18 protein-coding genes are annotated in these 14,165 nt (G+C 36.4%); 12 read left to right on the top strand and 6 right to left on the bottom strand.

What is annotated here, in order from left to right:
- Positions 1-16 precede the first annotated feature (16 nt).
- The gene (gene lolS, locus ACUXEY_RS04715) at positions 17-931 is read right to left on the bottom strand and encodes an aldo/keto reductase (RefSeq protein WP_461300197.1); all 915 of its coding nucleotides are present in this window, start codon (positions 929-931) and stop codon (positions 17-19) included.
- A gap of 53 nt (positions 932-984) precedes the next feature.
- The gene (gene mciZ / locus ACUXEY_RS04710) at positions 985-1,113 is read right to left on the bottom strand and encodes a Z-ring formation inhibitor MciZ (RefSeq protein WP_000870298.1); all 129 of its coding nucleotides are present in this window, start codon (positions 1,111-1,113) and stop codon (positions 985-987) included.
- Between the two features lie 74 nt (positions 1,114-1,187).
- Between mciZ and ACUXEY_RS04705 the strand changes: the two genes are divergently transcribed.
- Positions 1,188-1,727, top strand: coding sequence for an NUDIX hydrolase (locus ACUXEY_RS04705; RefSeq protein ID WP_166701897.1), 540 nt, complete (start codon positions 1,188-1,190; stop codon positions 1,725-1,727).
- A 24-nt stretch (positions 1,728-1,751) separates the two neighbouring features.
- Here the strand turns inward: ACUXEY_RS04705 and ACUXEY_RS04700 are convergent, their stop codons facing one another.
- Positions 1,752-2,303: a GNAT family N-acetyltransferase gene (locus tag ACUXEY_RS04700; RefSeq protein WP_048530917.1), complete on the bottom strand. Its 552-nt coding sequence runs from the start codon at positions 2,301-2,303 to the stop codon at positions 1,752-1,754.
- A gap of 154 nt (positions 2,304-2,457) precedes the next feature.
- On the opposite strand from ACUXEY_RS04700, the gene spoIIM reads away from it, so the two are divergent.
- From spoIIM to corA, 9 genes are all read left to right on the top strand, one after another.
- Positions 2,458-3,075 carry a stage II sporulation protein M gene (gene spoIIM / locus ACUXEY_RS04695; RefSeq protein ID WP_226544967.1) on the top strand — a complete coding sequence of 206 codons (618 nt, stop codon included), beginning with the start codon at positions 2,458-2,460 and terminating at the stop codon, positions 3,073-3,075.
- Positions 3,076-3,181: 106 nt separating this feature from the next.
- On the top strand, positions 3,182-3,637 hold the full coding sequence (gene fur, locus ACUXEY_RS04690) for a ferric iron uptake transcriptional regulator (protein ID WP_000392655.1): 456 nt from the start codon (positions 3,182-3,184) through the stop codon (positions 3,635-3,637).
- 103 nt (positions 3,638-3,740) lie between these two features.
- Positions 3,741-3,971, top strand: coding sequence for a YqzK family protein (locus tag ACUXEY_RS04685; protein ID WP_001250432.1), 231 nt, complete (start codon positions 3,741-3,743; stop codon positions 3,969-3,971).
- 6 nt (positions 3,972-3,977) lie between these two features.
- On the top strand, positions 3,978-4,868 hold the full coding sequence (gene xerD, locus ACUXEY_RS04680; RefSeq protein ID WP_000390084.1) for a site-specific tyrosine recombinase XerD: 891 nt from the start codon (positions 3,978-3,980) through the stop codon (positions 4,866-4,868).
- Between the two features lie 144 nt (positions 4,869-5,012).
- Positions 5,013-5,756 carry a FixH family protein gene (locus ACUXEY_RS04675; protein ID WP_166701898.1) on the top strand — a complete coding sequence of 248 codons (744 nt, stop codon included), beginning with the start codon at positions 5,013-5,015 and terminating at the stop codon, positions 5,754-5,756.
- A gap of 400 nt (positions 5,757-6,156) precedes the next feature.
- Positions 6,157-7,341, top strand: a complete 1,185-nt coding sequence (deoB, locus tag ACUXEY_RS04670; RefSeq protein WP_166701899.1) for a phosphopentomutase — start codon at positions 6,157-6,159, stop codon at positions 7,339-7,341.
- A gap of 12 nt (positions 7,342-7,353) precedes the next feature.
- Positions 7,354-8,175 carry a purine-nucleoside phosphorylase gene (locus ACUXEY_RS04665; RefSeq protein WP_429599830.1) on the top strand — a complete coding sequence of 274 codons (822 nt, stop codon included), beginning with the start codon at positions 7,354-7,356 and terminating at the stop codon, positions 8,173-8,175.
- Between the two features lie 7 nt (positions 8,176-8,182).
- Entirely contained in the window at positions 8,183-9,487 is a 1,305-nt protein-coding gene (locus ACUXEY_RS04660; RefSeq protein ID WP_166701901.1) for a pyrimidine-nucleoside phosphorylase, read from the top strand.
- 62 nt (positions 9,488-9,549) lie between these two features.
- Positions 9,550-10,512, top strand: coding sequence for a magnesium/cobalt transporter CorA (gene corA, locus ACUXEY_RS04655; protein WP_353768839.1), 963 nt, complete (start codon positions 9,550-9,552; stop codon positions 10,510-10,512).
- A gap of 33 nt (positions 10,513-10,545) precedes the next feature.
- Here the strand turns inward: corA and ACUXEY_RS04650 are convergent, their stop codons facing one another.
- A complete protein-coding gene (locus ACUXEY_RS04650) occupies positions 10,546-11,835 on the bottom strand; it encodes an NCS2 family permease (protein ID WP_166701903.1) in 1,290 nt (429 codons plus the stop codon).
- Between the two features lie 134 nt (positions 11,836-11,969).
- Positions 11,970-12,641 (bottom strand): SIMPL domain-containing protein, encoded by a 672-nt coding sequence (locus ACUXEY_RS04645; RefSeq protein WP_166701904.1) that lies wholly within the window; start codon positions 12,639-12,641, stop codon positions 11,970-11,972.
- Between the two features lie 159 nt (positions 12,642-12,800).
- Here ACUXEY_RS04645 and ACUXEY_RS04640 point away from each other — a divergent pair, with 159 nt between their 5' ends.
- Entirely contained in the window at positions 12,801-13,220 is a 420-nt protein-coding gene (locus tag ACUXEY_RS04640) for a MarR family winged helix-turn-helix transcriptional regulator (RefSeq protein WP_461300196.1), read from the top strand.
- A 102-nt stretch (positions 13,221-13,322) separates the two neighbouring features.
- On the top strand, positions 13,323-13,868 hold the full coding sequence (locus ACUXEY_RS04635; protein WP_098815579.1) for a hypothetical protein: 546 nt from the start codon (positions 13,323-13,325) through the stop codon (positions 13,866-13,868).
- Positions 13,869-13,913: 45 nt separating this feature from the next.
- On the opposite strand, the gene ACUXEY_RS04630 is transcribed toward ACUXEY_RS04635, so the two are convergent.
- Positions 13,914-14,165: transposase (locus tag ACUXEY_RS04630; protein ID WP_461300195.1), on the bottom strand; the 252-nt coding region annotated here is incomplete at its 5' end.

The following is a 14,165-nucleotide window of genomic DNA, read 5'->3' as shown; positions in this document are numbered from 1 at the left end:
GTATGGTAGCGTCTTTTTAACGATGTAAAGCGTAGGTATCACATTTAGCAATTTGCTGAATGTGTATATATTCTGCTGTTGTTAGCTCTACTTGTGTACTAGCCTGTACATTTTCTTGCAATTGCCCAATAGAGCTTGCACCAGGTATAACAGCTGCAACTGTTTCGTTATGTAAGCAATATTGAATAGCTGTTCCAGTTAAGGAGTTTTCTTTTGTTATTTCTTTTACACCCGAGAGTGTCGCATATAATTCATCGTAAGAATAAGAAAGGTAATCCTTTTCTTTTACCCTTTCTATCTTTCTTGCATTATTGTCAGTTAAAATTCCTTTTGCAAGTGGTCCACGAGCAATGACGCTAATTTGATGTTCGTTTAGAAGTGGGAACCATTCTTCGGGGCGACGATTTAAAAGGCTATATTCCATTAGTACACTAACAATATTTGAACGTTTTGCATACTCACGGATGACATTTGGACGTATAGAAGAAATACCGTAATGGCGAATGATACCTTCTTTTTTTAATTCTTCAAATGCTTCAATCGTTTCATCTATAGGATCTTCAATCGTCCCGCCGTGAAGTTGATATAAATCAATATAATCAGTTTGAAGTCTACGTAAACTTTCTTTCACTTCAGCTTTTATGTAATTTTTAGAAGGATCCCAAGACCAACCGTTTTTTTCTTCTGTCCATCGATTTCCAACCTTCGTTGTAAGAACAATCTGATCTCGTTTCCCTTTTAATGCTTTGCCAACAAATTCTTCGTTTAATCCATAATCATATAAATCCGCTGTATCAAAAAAATTGATTCCTAAATCGATTGCTTTATCGATAATACGCATAGCTTCTGCTTCAGATGTACCAAGAGACATACAGCCAAGGCCCATTTCTGTCACAAATAAATCTGAGTTTCCTAATTGACGTTTTTTCATAAGTCAACCTCCTTACTCCTATTGTACGAAAGGGAAAAGAGGTTGACAAACTTTTACTTTTTACTAGCTGTAATCCACTCTTGTACAGTTGTATACTCTTTGCCATATTGTTTTAGCTTATGGCGAATTTGCCATGCTTTTCCGACTAAAGTGACGCGATTTGGTAAAATATAAACTTTCATTTCTATCACGCTCCTTTCATTGTGGTAAAATGTATGAGGAAAGAATAGGAAATAGAACAGGGAGATGAAGTAGTATGAGTAATCTTGCAGAGAGAACAGTAAAAACTGAACCGATTTTTGATGGTAGAGTTATAAAAGTTCGTGTTGATGATGTAGTATTACCAAATGGAGCAATGAGTAAACGTGAAATTGTAAATCACCCTGGTGCAGTTGCTATTATTGCTATTACTGATGAGGGGAAAATCGTGCTTGTTGAGCAGTATCGTAAAGCGCTTGAAAAGGCGATCATAGAAATTCCGGCCGGCAAGTTAGAACTTGGTGAAAAACCTGAAGTGACAGCAGTTCGTGAATTAGAAGAGGAAACGGGATATGTATGTGAAAATATGGAGCTTATTACTTCTTTCTATACATCTCCAGGATTTGCAGATGAAATTTTATATGTATATAAAGCGACAGGTTTGACGAAGAAAGAAAATAAAGCTGCGTTAGATGAAGATGAGTTTGTGGAATTGATGGAAGTATCGTTAGAAGAAGCGATTACTCTTATGAAAGATCTTCGTATTCATGATGCGAAGACGATGTTTGCAGTACAATATTTACAACTACAAAAATAAACACTCGCCAAAGGCGAGTGTTTTTTAATTGATTTTTGCGTATACGCGTGCATCACGTAAGCTACCATCTGGTGCTATGAAATCATTTTCCATTGTACCTTCTAGAATGAATTCTAAACGTTCTGCTAGGTTACATGCATTTGTATTTGTTGCATCAACACGAATTTCAACTCTTCTAGCACTTAGCTTATCAAAGGCAAATTGAATAGCGCCTTTAATCGCTTCAGTCATATAGCCTTGTTTTGTATAAGCGCTATGCAGCCAGAAGTGAAGTGAAAACTTTGGAATATCCCAGTTTTCAGGTTTGAGCGTTATAGCTCCGATGAATGTACCCGATACTTTATCGTATAAGTGAAAATCAAGTGTTTCACGAAGTAAAAACTGTCCGTGAGCGTTACGAACGATTTCTTCAGCACTTTCTTCTGTTTCAGCGTTAATTGGCATCCACGGTACTAAGTCTTCTAGAGAAGCTTGGATTGCTTCATACACTTCTGCACCATCACCTGGAAATGGCTTACGAACTTGTAAGCGTTCAGTTTGAAATAATGTTGGAAAATCTAATAATAATGGTTTCAAGAGAAATCCCTCCTATTCTCTACTTTTAGTTTAGCAAAGTAGAGCGGAATTTCAATGTTAATTCGTCATACTTTTTTCTTTCTTTCATACATTTTTAGTAAGAGTGTGAACGGAGGGAAGAAAAATGTGGAGAAAAACTTGGCAAGACCGTGTAATGTCTCACATACAGGAAAACTCTTCATTATATATATTTAACGCTGTTTTATTATTGATGGGAGTCATATTTGGGGCCATACTTGTAAATAGTCTACAATTAAATCAAAAACAAGATTTATCATTTTATTTACAACGTTTTTTTGGACAAGTTTCTAAAGGAGAATTTGCTATTGCAAGCGAAATGTTTCGAGAAAGTTACTTTTCGCAATTAAAATACATTGGATTTATTTGGATTTTGGGGATTTCAATCATTGGTTTGCCACTTATTTTTATTTTATTATTTGTAAAAGGAGTAGTTGTCGGATTTACAGTAGGTTTTTTAGTCAGTCAGCATGGATGGAATGGATTATTATTAGCATTCGTTTCTGTATTGCCACAAAACCTCATTATTATTCCAGTATTTCTCGTTATGACAACAATTGCGGCAAGCTTTTCCTTACGCATGATTAGGCATCAATTTATTCGGAAAATAACCGAGCCGCTATTACCGTTATTAATTCGTTACACATGCTTCTTTCTTGTCATTGGAGCGGTGTTAGCTCTTGCTTCTAGTGTAGAAGCTTATGCATCACCAGTTTTAATGAAAGAAGTCGTTGAGGCTATTAATAAACAATAAATACTTTATGAGAATAATTATCAATTTGTTTTTATTGTTTTTCTTTTGACAGAAGCCCTTCTTCTGATATAATGGTGTAAGAGTGGCGAGGAGGGAGTAGTACCGAATGGAAGAAAGAATTGAACGAATTAAGAAGCAATTACATGCAGCGAGCTACAAATTAACACCGCAACGTGAAGCAACAGTTCGTGTGCTGCTAGAAAATGAAGAAGATCATTTAAGCGCAGAAGATGTTTACCTCCTTGTAAAAGAAAAGTCGCCAGAGATCGGATTAGCAACCGTCTATCGAACTTTAGAACTATTATCTGAGTTAAAAGTTGTCGATAAGATTAACTTCGGAGACGGTGTTTCACGCTATGACTTACGCCAAGAAGGTGCGCAGCGTTTCCACCATCATTTGATTTGTACACAATGTGGTGCTGTACAAGAAATACAAGAAGATTTACTTGGTGAAGTGGAAAGGAAAGTAGAACATGACTGGAGCTTTAAGGTGAAGGATCATCGTTTAACATTCCATGGGATTTGTAAAAATTGTCAAGAAAATGAAACGGATGAAAAATAACCTTTTCCTATTTAACTAGGAAGAGGTTTTTTATTTAAATAAGGTATAAATTGGTGAAAGCTTGGCATATGTTGTAATAACTTATATTTTGGAGGAATTTACAATGCGCCGAGCTTTAAAATTAACTTTTGATGGGATAAAAGTATTTTTATTATTTACAAGTTGTACGATTTTGTTTTATTTCGCTATACTATGGATAAATGAAGAATATGAAAGCTATCATCGTTATGAAAAGCCAAAAGAAGAGACTGTAGAAAAAGTATCAGGGAATGAAGAGCCGGCAAAGGATGCTTTCGTAAATAGAATGATGTTTTTCTATGAAAATGGGGAGTAGTGTAGATTGGAAGATCAATTAAAAGATTTTATTCATTATATGGTTGTCGAAAAAGGGCTAGCGAAAAATACAGTAGTATCTTATGAACGTGATTTGAAAAGTTATGTAAAGTATTTGCAAAATGTAGAACAAGCGAAAAGTTTTCATGAAGTGACACGCTTACACATTGTTAACTTTCTGCAGCACTTAAAAGAAAACGGGAAATCTTCGAAAACATTAGCACGTCATATTGCATCGATTCGTTCGTTCCACCAATTTTTACTTCGTGAACGAGCGGTAGAGCACGATCCATCCGTACATATTGAGACGCCTCAAGGAGAACGGAAATTACCGAAAGTATTATCAGTTGATGAAGTAGAAGCGTTACTTCAGACACCAAAAATGACGAGTGCTTTTGGGGTTCGTGATAAAGCGATGCTAGAGTTACTGTATGCAACAGGACTTCGTGTTTCAGAATTAATTGCCTTAAATTTAGAAGATGTACATTTAACGATGGGGTTCGTTCGTTGCATAGGGAAAGGGAATAAAGAAAGAATTATTCCACTAGGAAGTTTAGCGACGGAAGCGATTCAAAAGTATATTGAAAAGGGAAGAAGAGAATTGATGGGTAAAAAAGTAGTAGATGCACTCTTTTTAAACCATCATGGGAATCGATTATCAAGACAAGGTTTTTGGAAAATTTTAAAACGATTAGCGAAAGAAGCAAATATTGAAAAAGAGCTTACACCTCATACGTTGCGCCATTCTTTTGCTACGCATTTATTAGAAAATGGAGCAGACTTGCGTGCTGTGCAAGAAATGCTTGGACATGCAGATATTTCAACGACACAAATTTATACGCATGTTTCAAAAACTAGATTAAAAGATGTATATAAACAGTTTCATCCAAGAGCATAGTTACTATGCTCTTTTTTTCATAGATTCAAAAGGCTAAAGTATTTCACAGAAACTTCACAAACATTTCGTACATTGTTTTCAGCAGAAGACTAGAATATTACAATGTATTTCCTCTATACTAAATAAAGTATGAAGGAGGAAATGATGATGAAAAAACTTATTATGACTTTATTTATCGCGATGCTAGCATTGGCTGGCTGTAATACAAACAAGGAAGAACCGAAAAAAGAACAGAAACTGGAAGCTGTAAAAGTAGCAGTTCAAACAAATCCGAAAGAAATTAAACTTGGTGAAAAAACAGAAGTACAAGCACTTGTTACACAAGGAAAAGAAAAAGTAACGGATGCTGATGATGTAAAGTTTGAAATTTGGAAAGCTGGCGACGAAAAGCACGAGATGTTAGATGGTAAGCATAAAGGAAAAGGTGTTTATGCTGTCGAGAAAACGTTCGAGACGGATGGAGTATACCATATTATCGCTCACACAAATGCACGTGAAATGCATGTTATGCCAGAAGTAAAAGTGGCTGTAGGGAATGCGAAAGTAGAAGATGCGAAAAAAGAAAATAGTGATCACGGTGCAGGACATGGCGATCATAAAAGTGATACAATGATCCATCTTATGGCTGGTGACATAAAAGCAAATGCTGAATCAACAATGAAAGTTCATTTAAAACAAAAAGAAGAAGCATTAACTGGTGCTGAAGTCCAACTTGAGATTTGGAAAGATGGTGTTGAAAAACACGAATTTATTCCAGCGAAAGAAGGAAATAAAGGGGAGTATGAAACGAAACATACTTTCAAAGAAAACGGTTCTTACAAAGTGAAAGTTCACGTTAAAAAAGGTGAACTGCATGAACATAAAGAAGAAACGGTAGAAGTAAAATAAAAAGTAGCTCTTTAGAGCTGCTTTTTATTTTTATCTCGATATTTGAGGAGAGATTAAAAGTTCACTTTATATGAAGAAATAAATCACAAAATCATTAGCACTTCTTTGCATAATGGATTACAATAGAAGTGTGAAGAAAATGAGAAATTCTACGAAAATGTATTAAAAAGAAAGCGTAAACATGTTATGATATCAGTATCAGATGTCTGACATCTGACTTAGAAAAAACTAGAAATGTTTTTGAGTCGTTTCAAAGTAAACGACATAGGTTAGAAAATCATTTAAAGAAGTACTGTTTGATAATGAGAACGAAAGATAATTCTTATGGAGAACAGTTTCACTTTATAGCGTTTTGAACATACTACAAGAAGTAGAACTGAACTTATAGGAGGTCGCAGTTATGAATAAATATAAACGTATATTCCTAGTCGTAATGGACTCTGTTGGAATCGGTGAAGCACCAGATGCTGAACAATTTGGTGATTTAGGATCTGACACAATTGGTCACATTGCTGAACATATGAATGGGTTACAAATGCCTAACATGGTGAAATTAGGTCTTGGTAACATTCGTGAAATGAAAGGCATCTCTAAAGTAGAAAAACCACTTGGATATTATACAAAAATGCAAGAGAAATCTACTGGTAAAGATACAATGACAGGACACTGGGAAATCATGGGTCTTTACATTGATACACCATTCCAAGTGTTCCCTGAAGGGTTCCCGAAAGAATTACTTGATGAATTAGAAGAAAAAACAGGTCGTAAAATTATCGGTAATAAACCAGCTTCTGGAACTGAGATTCTTGATGAGCTTGGTCAAGAACAAATGGAAACAGGTTCTTTAATCGTTTACACTTCTGCTGATAGCGTTCTGCAAATCGCAGCACACGAAGAAGTAGTGCCGCTTGATGAATTATATAAAATTTGTAAAATTGCACGTGAATTAACGTTAGATGAGAAGTACATGGTAGGTCGTGTTATCGCTCGTCCATTCGTTGGAGAACCAGGGAAATTCACACGTACACCAAACCGTCATGATTATGCATTAAAACCATTCGGCCGTACAGTAATGAATGAATTAAAAGATAGTGACTACGATGTAATTGCTATCGGTAAAATCTCTGACATCTATGATGGTGAAGGGGTAACTGAATCGCTTCGTACGAAGTCGAACATGGATGGAATGGATAAGCTTGTAGATACATTAAATATGGACTTTACAGGTCTTAGCTTCTTAAACTTAGTTGACTTTGATGCACTATTTGGTCACCGTCGTGACCCACAAGGATACGGAGAAGCATTGCAAGAATATGATGCACGTCTTCCAGAAGTATTCGAAAAACTAAAAGAAGATGATTTATTATTAATTACAGCAGACCACGGTAACGATCCAGTTCACCACGGTACTGACCATACACGTGAATATGTACCGTTATTAGCATATAGCCCAAGCATGAAAGAAGGCGGACAAGAGTTACCACTTCGTCAAACATTTGCTGATATTGGTGCAACTGTAGCAGAGAACTTCGGTGTGAAAATGCCAGAATACGGAACAAGCTTCTTAAACGAGCTAAAGAAATAGGGGGATAAACAAATGAATCGTGAACTTATTACAAAATCAGCTTCATACTTACAAGAGAAATTTCAAGAGAAACCACAAGTAGGACTAATCCTTGGATCTGGACTAGGTGTATTAGCGGATGAAATCGAGAACGCAGTAACAGTACCTTACAGTGAAATCCCTGAATTCCCTGTATCAACTGTAGAAGGTCATGCAGGCCAACTAGTATTTGGTACACTTCAAGGTGTAACAGTAGTAGCAATGCAAGGACGTTTCCATTTCTATGAAGGATACGACATGCAAAAAGTAACATTCCCAGTTCGTGTTATGAAGGAACTAGGTGTAGAAACAGTTGTTGTAACAAATGCAGCTGGTGGTGTAAATACATCATTCGAACCAGGCGATCTTATGTTAATTTCAGATCACATTAACTTCATGGGTACAAATCCATTAATCGGACCAAATGATTCTGAAATGGGTGTACGTTTCCCTGATATGTCTACATCATATACAGTAGAGCTTCGCGAAATGGCGAAACAAGTTGCAGCGGACTTAAATATTAAAGTACAAGAAGGTGTATACGTTGGAATGACAGGTCCTGTATACGAAACACCTGCTGAAATTCGTATGCTTCGTACACTTGGCGGAGATGCAGTTGGTATGTCAACAGTACCGGAAGTAATTGTAGCGCGTCATGCTGGTATGAAAGTACTTGGTATTTCTTGTATTTCAAATATGGCAGCTGGTATTTTAGATCAACCGCTTCACCACGATGAAGTAATCGAAACGACAGAACGTGTTAAAGCTAATTTCTTAGCATTAGTAAAAGCAATCGTAAAACAAATGAAGGGGTGACCTCACAATGAGAATGGTGGACCTAATTGCAAAAAAACGTGACGGACATGCATTAACGACAGAAGAAATTAACTTTATTGTTGAAGGATATACGAATGGTGATATTCCTGATTATCAAGTAAGTTCACTTGCAATGGCAATTTTCTTCCAAGATATGAACGATCAAGAACGTGCTGATTTAACGATGGCAATGGTAAATAGCGGTGATACAATCGACTTATCAGCTATTGAAGGAGTAAAAGTAGATAAGCACTCAACAGGTGGCGTTGGTGATACAACAACACTTGTATTAGGTCCATTAGTAGCCGCTTTAGGTGTACCGGTTGCAAAAATGTCTGGACGTGGTCTAGGACATACTGGTGGTACAATCGATAAATTAGAAGCAGTTCCAGGATTCCATGTTGAAATCGAAAATGCTGAATTTATGCGTCTTGTGAATGAAAACAAAATCGCAGTTATTGGTCAAAGTGGAAACTTAACACCTGCGGATAAAAAATTGTATGCACTTCGTGATGTAACAGCAACAGTAAACTCAATTCCGCTTATTGCAAGCTCAATTATGAGTAAAAAAATTGCTGCTGGTGCAGATGCAATTGTTCTTGATGTAAAAACTGGAGCAGGTGCATTTATGAAAACAGATGAAGATGCAAAACGTTTAGCGGAAGCAATGGTGCGCATTGGTAATAACGTTGGCCGTAATACGATGGCTGTTATTTCTGATATGAGTCAACCACTGGGTGAGGCGATTGGTAACGCACTTGAGGTACAAGAAGCAATTGATACATTACAAGGTAAAGGACCAAAAGATTTAGAAGAGTTATGTTTAACGCTTGGAAGTCAAATGGTATACCTTGCTGGACAAGCTTCATCTTTAGAAGATGCACGTGAGAAATTAATTGAAGTAATGAACAACGGTAAAGCGCTAGAATCATTTAAAACGTTCTTATCAGCGCAAGGCGGCGATGCATCTGTTGTTGATGATCCTTCTAAATTACCACAAGCACAGTTTAAAATTGAAGTAGAAGCGAAGGAAGACGGTTATGTATCAGAAATCGTTGCAGATGAAATCGGAACAGCAGCAATGCTTTTAGGAGCAGGACGTGCGACGAAGGAATCTGAAATTGATTTAGCAGTTGGCTTAATGCTTCGCAAAAAAGTAGGGGACAGCGTGAAAAAAGGTGAATCCCTTGTTACCATCTACGCAAACCGTGAAAATGTGGAAGATGTAAAAGCAAAAATTTATGAGAACATGAAGATCTCTAAAGAGCATGTAGATGCACCAACATTAGTGCACGGCATCGTTACTGAATAATAAAGAAGGGCCAGGGAGTATTTCTCCTTGGCTTTTTTTACTATTTTTTGTTTATAATAATAATGGGTGAAATTATGATTAGAATTTGTGCAATAACAAAAGCAGATGAAGTATTATATGATGTTTCGTTAGAGGAAACAAAGAAAGACCATATTGTATGGTATTGGCTAGATTTATATAAGCCAACGAAAGAAGAGTATACATACATTTTGCAAGACCATTTTAAGTTCCATCCCCTTGCAATTGAAGACTGTATAGAATATGTACAGAGGCCAAAAGTTGATTTTTATGATGGATATAACTTTTTAGTTCTTCATGCATTTGGTGAGGATGGATTAGAACCGCATGAGATCGATTTATTTATTAGTGATCGTTATATTGTTTCTTTCCACTTTTCTCATAACAATGCAATCGAAAGAGTATGGAAAACACTTGGAGAAAAGAAGCGTATTAAAAACAGTCCTTTGCATGTAGCTCATACTATTATTGACCAAATTGTAGATGACTATTTTGCGCCTGTATATTACATTGAGGATCATTTAAATGCAATTGATGATAATTTAACGGGTGAGACAGCAGGAAGTGTACTAGAAGAAGTATTTGATATACGTGCAGATTTATCGAAGCTAAGGCGCACAATCATTCCGATGCGTGATTTATTGTATCGTATTTTAAATTCGACTCGTTTTTACGGTATAAGTGATCATGAGATTTACTTTAAAGATATACATGATCATTTGCTGAAACTGACAGAAATGATTGAAGCAAGCCGGGAGTTAACGGCAGATATTCGAGATAGCTATTTTTCATTAAACTCACATCATATGAATAACATTATGAAAACATTAACTGTATTCTCGACTATTTTCATGCCATTAACATTTATTGCGGGAGTATATGGAATGAACTTTACGCATATGCCAGAGCTTGGTGGACAATATAGTTATTTTATTTGTCTACTTCTAATGGCGCTAATTGGCGGTGGCATGATGGCTTGGTTTTATAAAAAAGGATGGTTTAAGTAAAAAACACCGAGGAAAATTCCTCGGTGTTTTTACTTAACCAATAGCATGTAATACGAACATGGCTAAGAATAAGCATGTAACGATATACATAGACGGTGCGACTTCTTTACGCTTTCCAAGAGCAATTTTTAAGATAGGATAAGCGATAAATCCGAACGCAATTCCATCAGCGATACTATATGTGAGCGGGATCATGACGATAATTAAGAACGCTGGAAATCCTTCTGAAAAATCGTTCAGAGGAATTTGTTGAATGCTTGTAATCATCAGGCCGCCAATAATAATTAAGATTGGTGCAATGGCACTATCAGGAATTAGTTTGACAAACGGAAGTGCAAATAGTGATGCAAAGAATAACAGCCCTGTAACGATAGACGTCAGACCTGTCTTTCCGCCTGCAGTAATACCTGCAGCACTCTCTACTGTTGATACGGTAGGGCTTGTGCCAAATAGACCACATGTCATTGCTGAAATTGCATTGGCTTGGTAAGCACGTGGGAATTTACGGTCATCTTCTAATAAACCGTGCAGAAGTCCCATGTTCTCAAAAATAAGCACCATGCTTAAGGAGAATGTTGCAATCCAAAACGGTAAGGAAGAAAGTTTGCCAAATGACATAGCTCCAAACACATCGCCGTAATTAGCGAATGAGAATGAACTATTTCCGATTTGACTTGTATCAACAAGACCAAATAGCCATGCAATACCAGTTCCTATTGCAATCGTCCATAAAAAGTTTCCACGTACGTTACGAATAAACAATACAAGTGCAACGATAAGAGTAAGCACGGTCGCAAGAACGACAGGGTTACTTAATTTACCCATTGCAACAGCAGTATTTGGATTCGAAACGACTAAACCACCTTTTTGCAATCCGATAAATGCTAAAAATAATCCGATACCGACAGTAATAGCTTCCTTTAATGACTTTGGAATCGATACTGAAAGCACGCGAGCGATTGGTGTAAACGCAGCAATTGCAAAAATAATACCAGAGATGAAGACAGCTGCTAATGCTTCCTGCCAAGATAATCCGAGCGTATGCACAGCAGTGTACGTGAAGAATGCATTTACACCCATACCAGGGACAAGAATAGCAGGTGCATTTGCCCAAAATGCCATGAGCAGACATCCGACAAATGAACTGAAAACAGTTGCTAAAATTCCAGCTTCAAGAGGAATGCCAGCATCGGATAAAATTGACGCATTTACAATCATAATATATACAATCGTGAAAAATGACGTAACTCCAGCTAAAACTTCTTGTTTTGGTGATGTTTCGTGTAAACCTAATTTAAATGTTCTTTCAAGTATTCCTTTCATGTTAAACCTTCTTTTTCATATCCCTCTCCCACCCGTGATATCTCTTTCGTAAGAGCTCACCGTCCTTTATTATATCAGAACATCATGTTTTTACAACAAGGAAAATGATAACGTTTACTTATAAATAAGATTATTTATAAATACGTAAAAATCGCTCGTATTGTTGAAATGATTTCTAATTCTCCCGATTGAATGGGAGGAGCTGCTTGTGCATGTAAAGTAGCAAAGGACGCAACTTCTCGTGGTAATTGAGCAGATTCTTCAACGAATGAGAGTGGAACAGGATTAATATTTAAATTGTATGTACCCGCAATAGCACGAGCTTTTTCTACCGCTTGTTGTAGAGCTTGAATGAGAGCTTGCTCATAATATTTATTTGGGTGAGATATTCGAAAACGTAAACCTTTTGCTAAGTTTGCTCCATTTGAAACGGCTATATCATATACTTCCCCTGCTTTTTGTACATTTAAAACGGTAATTTCATACAAATGTTCCACACGATATCCTTGTAACAACGCTTTATCATTTACATATTCGTACTGTGGCGTAATCGTATATGAAATGGTTTCTATATTTTTTTCGGCAATCCCTAGCTGTTTCAGTGCATCTAATAATTGTTTTGATTGCACTGCATTCTCCTCTTGTGCCTGTTTTACATTTTTATGATCTGTGCGAATACCGATTGTTAATATAACAACATTTGGTTTTGCTTTTACAACACCTTCACCTTGCACTGTAATGGTAGCTTCTTTACCAGTATTTGTTGTACGTACGTTGTGTAAATAAGGATTCATTCCACCTTGCATGTTCCATCACCATCCTTATTTATATGTATATGTGTGAACAAAAAAGAAATTTGTATGAAAAAGTTACATAAATGGGAATGTTAGAGAAATAAAGCATATACAACGAGGGTATTTATAGATTATAATATGTGTAAATATGATAAAAAAGGGACGAGGCTAGTGAACGAAAAAAGAGAAACACTGATTTTAGAGTTATCCGGATCATTTCGAAAGATGATACGTGTATTACAAAATGATATTAATACACGTTTTGCAGAACATATGCCATATAATGAATTTTCTGTATTACGCGCTTTATTTTTAAACAGTCCACAGATGGCTTCGCAAATTGCGAGTGAAGTAAACGTAACCTCCAGTCATATTACAGCTGTTACTGATCGTCTCGTACGAAAAGGGTTTGTAGAAAGAAAGCGTTCCAATTCAGACCGTCGTATCGTGTACCTAGAAATTACAGAACACGGAAGAGAAGTAACTGAAAAACTTGAAGCTGTGCGTAAAGAATATTATAAAGAGAGATTTAAAGGTTGGAGCGACCAAGAAATCGAAATGGTATTAGAGCTATTTGGCCGCGTATTATAATAAATGAGGATAGGAAGCGAAAGCTTTCCTATCCTTTTTCTTTTGAATAAAAACATTTTGATACTCCAATACTTTAATTAAAAAGAATCGGAGTGAAAATTTATGAAACGTATTTGTACGCTTTTCATTATGATTGGAAGTTTTTTCTGCTTTAATCAATTCGCGGATGCCGCTACGCCCCTTCAAGTCGTTCAAAAAGAATTACAACATATTTCAAATAAGCAACCTGTTTTATATTCAAAACTATGGATTCGCTCAATGCAGAATGCTATTTTATTTCATCATAGTGATAACATTCGGCATGAAGATACGATTAGTAATGTAACAAAGTCTTCTCTTGTAAAAGTAAAACAACTGCCACTTCAAAAAGCGTCACAGTATATCCCGAGATTATCACAATATATTTCTAAGTTTGAGGCTGAGAATGTGCAAGTGTATTATGTTGCAGCTCGTTATGAAGTGAAAAAAGAAAATTCGTATCAGTTAAATGGTATGAATTATTTTATGCAAGTGTTTATTCAACAAGGAGGAGAATGGAGAATTGCTGAAAGCATAGTTGCTCCAACAGATCAAATCGTCGCAAATGGGGACGGTTTTGGAACGAAGCAAGAAAAAGAGTATGGGAAAAGAAGAGAGAATGTGAAATAACCTCCTCATCTAGAGGAGGTTATTTTCAGAGTGTTGGGAAACCCTTTAGGGTTCCCAACACTCTGGAATATTTATGATTTTAATGAAAGAAAACCATATAAAATCATAAACATGAAAAAAATAGCCCGCCACTAACCCCTTTTTGGTTAGATGGAGGGCTATTTTTTTCATGTTTTGACAAGCAGCGGTGAGGTAAGCTTGTATTTGAACAGACTTCAGCCCTCGAAACCGGGCATAGCGGTAGCCATGTAGCTCTTTGGCATCCGCAAAGCTTCGCTCTATAGTTGAACAACGTAC

It is taken from the genome of Bacillus sp. F9_6S_D1_P_5 (assembly GCF_054823925.1).
The sequence above is the reverse complement of the archived record's forward strand: the minus strand, read 5'-3'. Positions and strand labels throughout refer to the sequence as shown.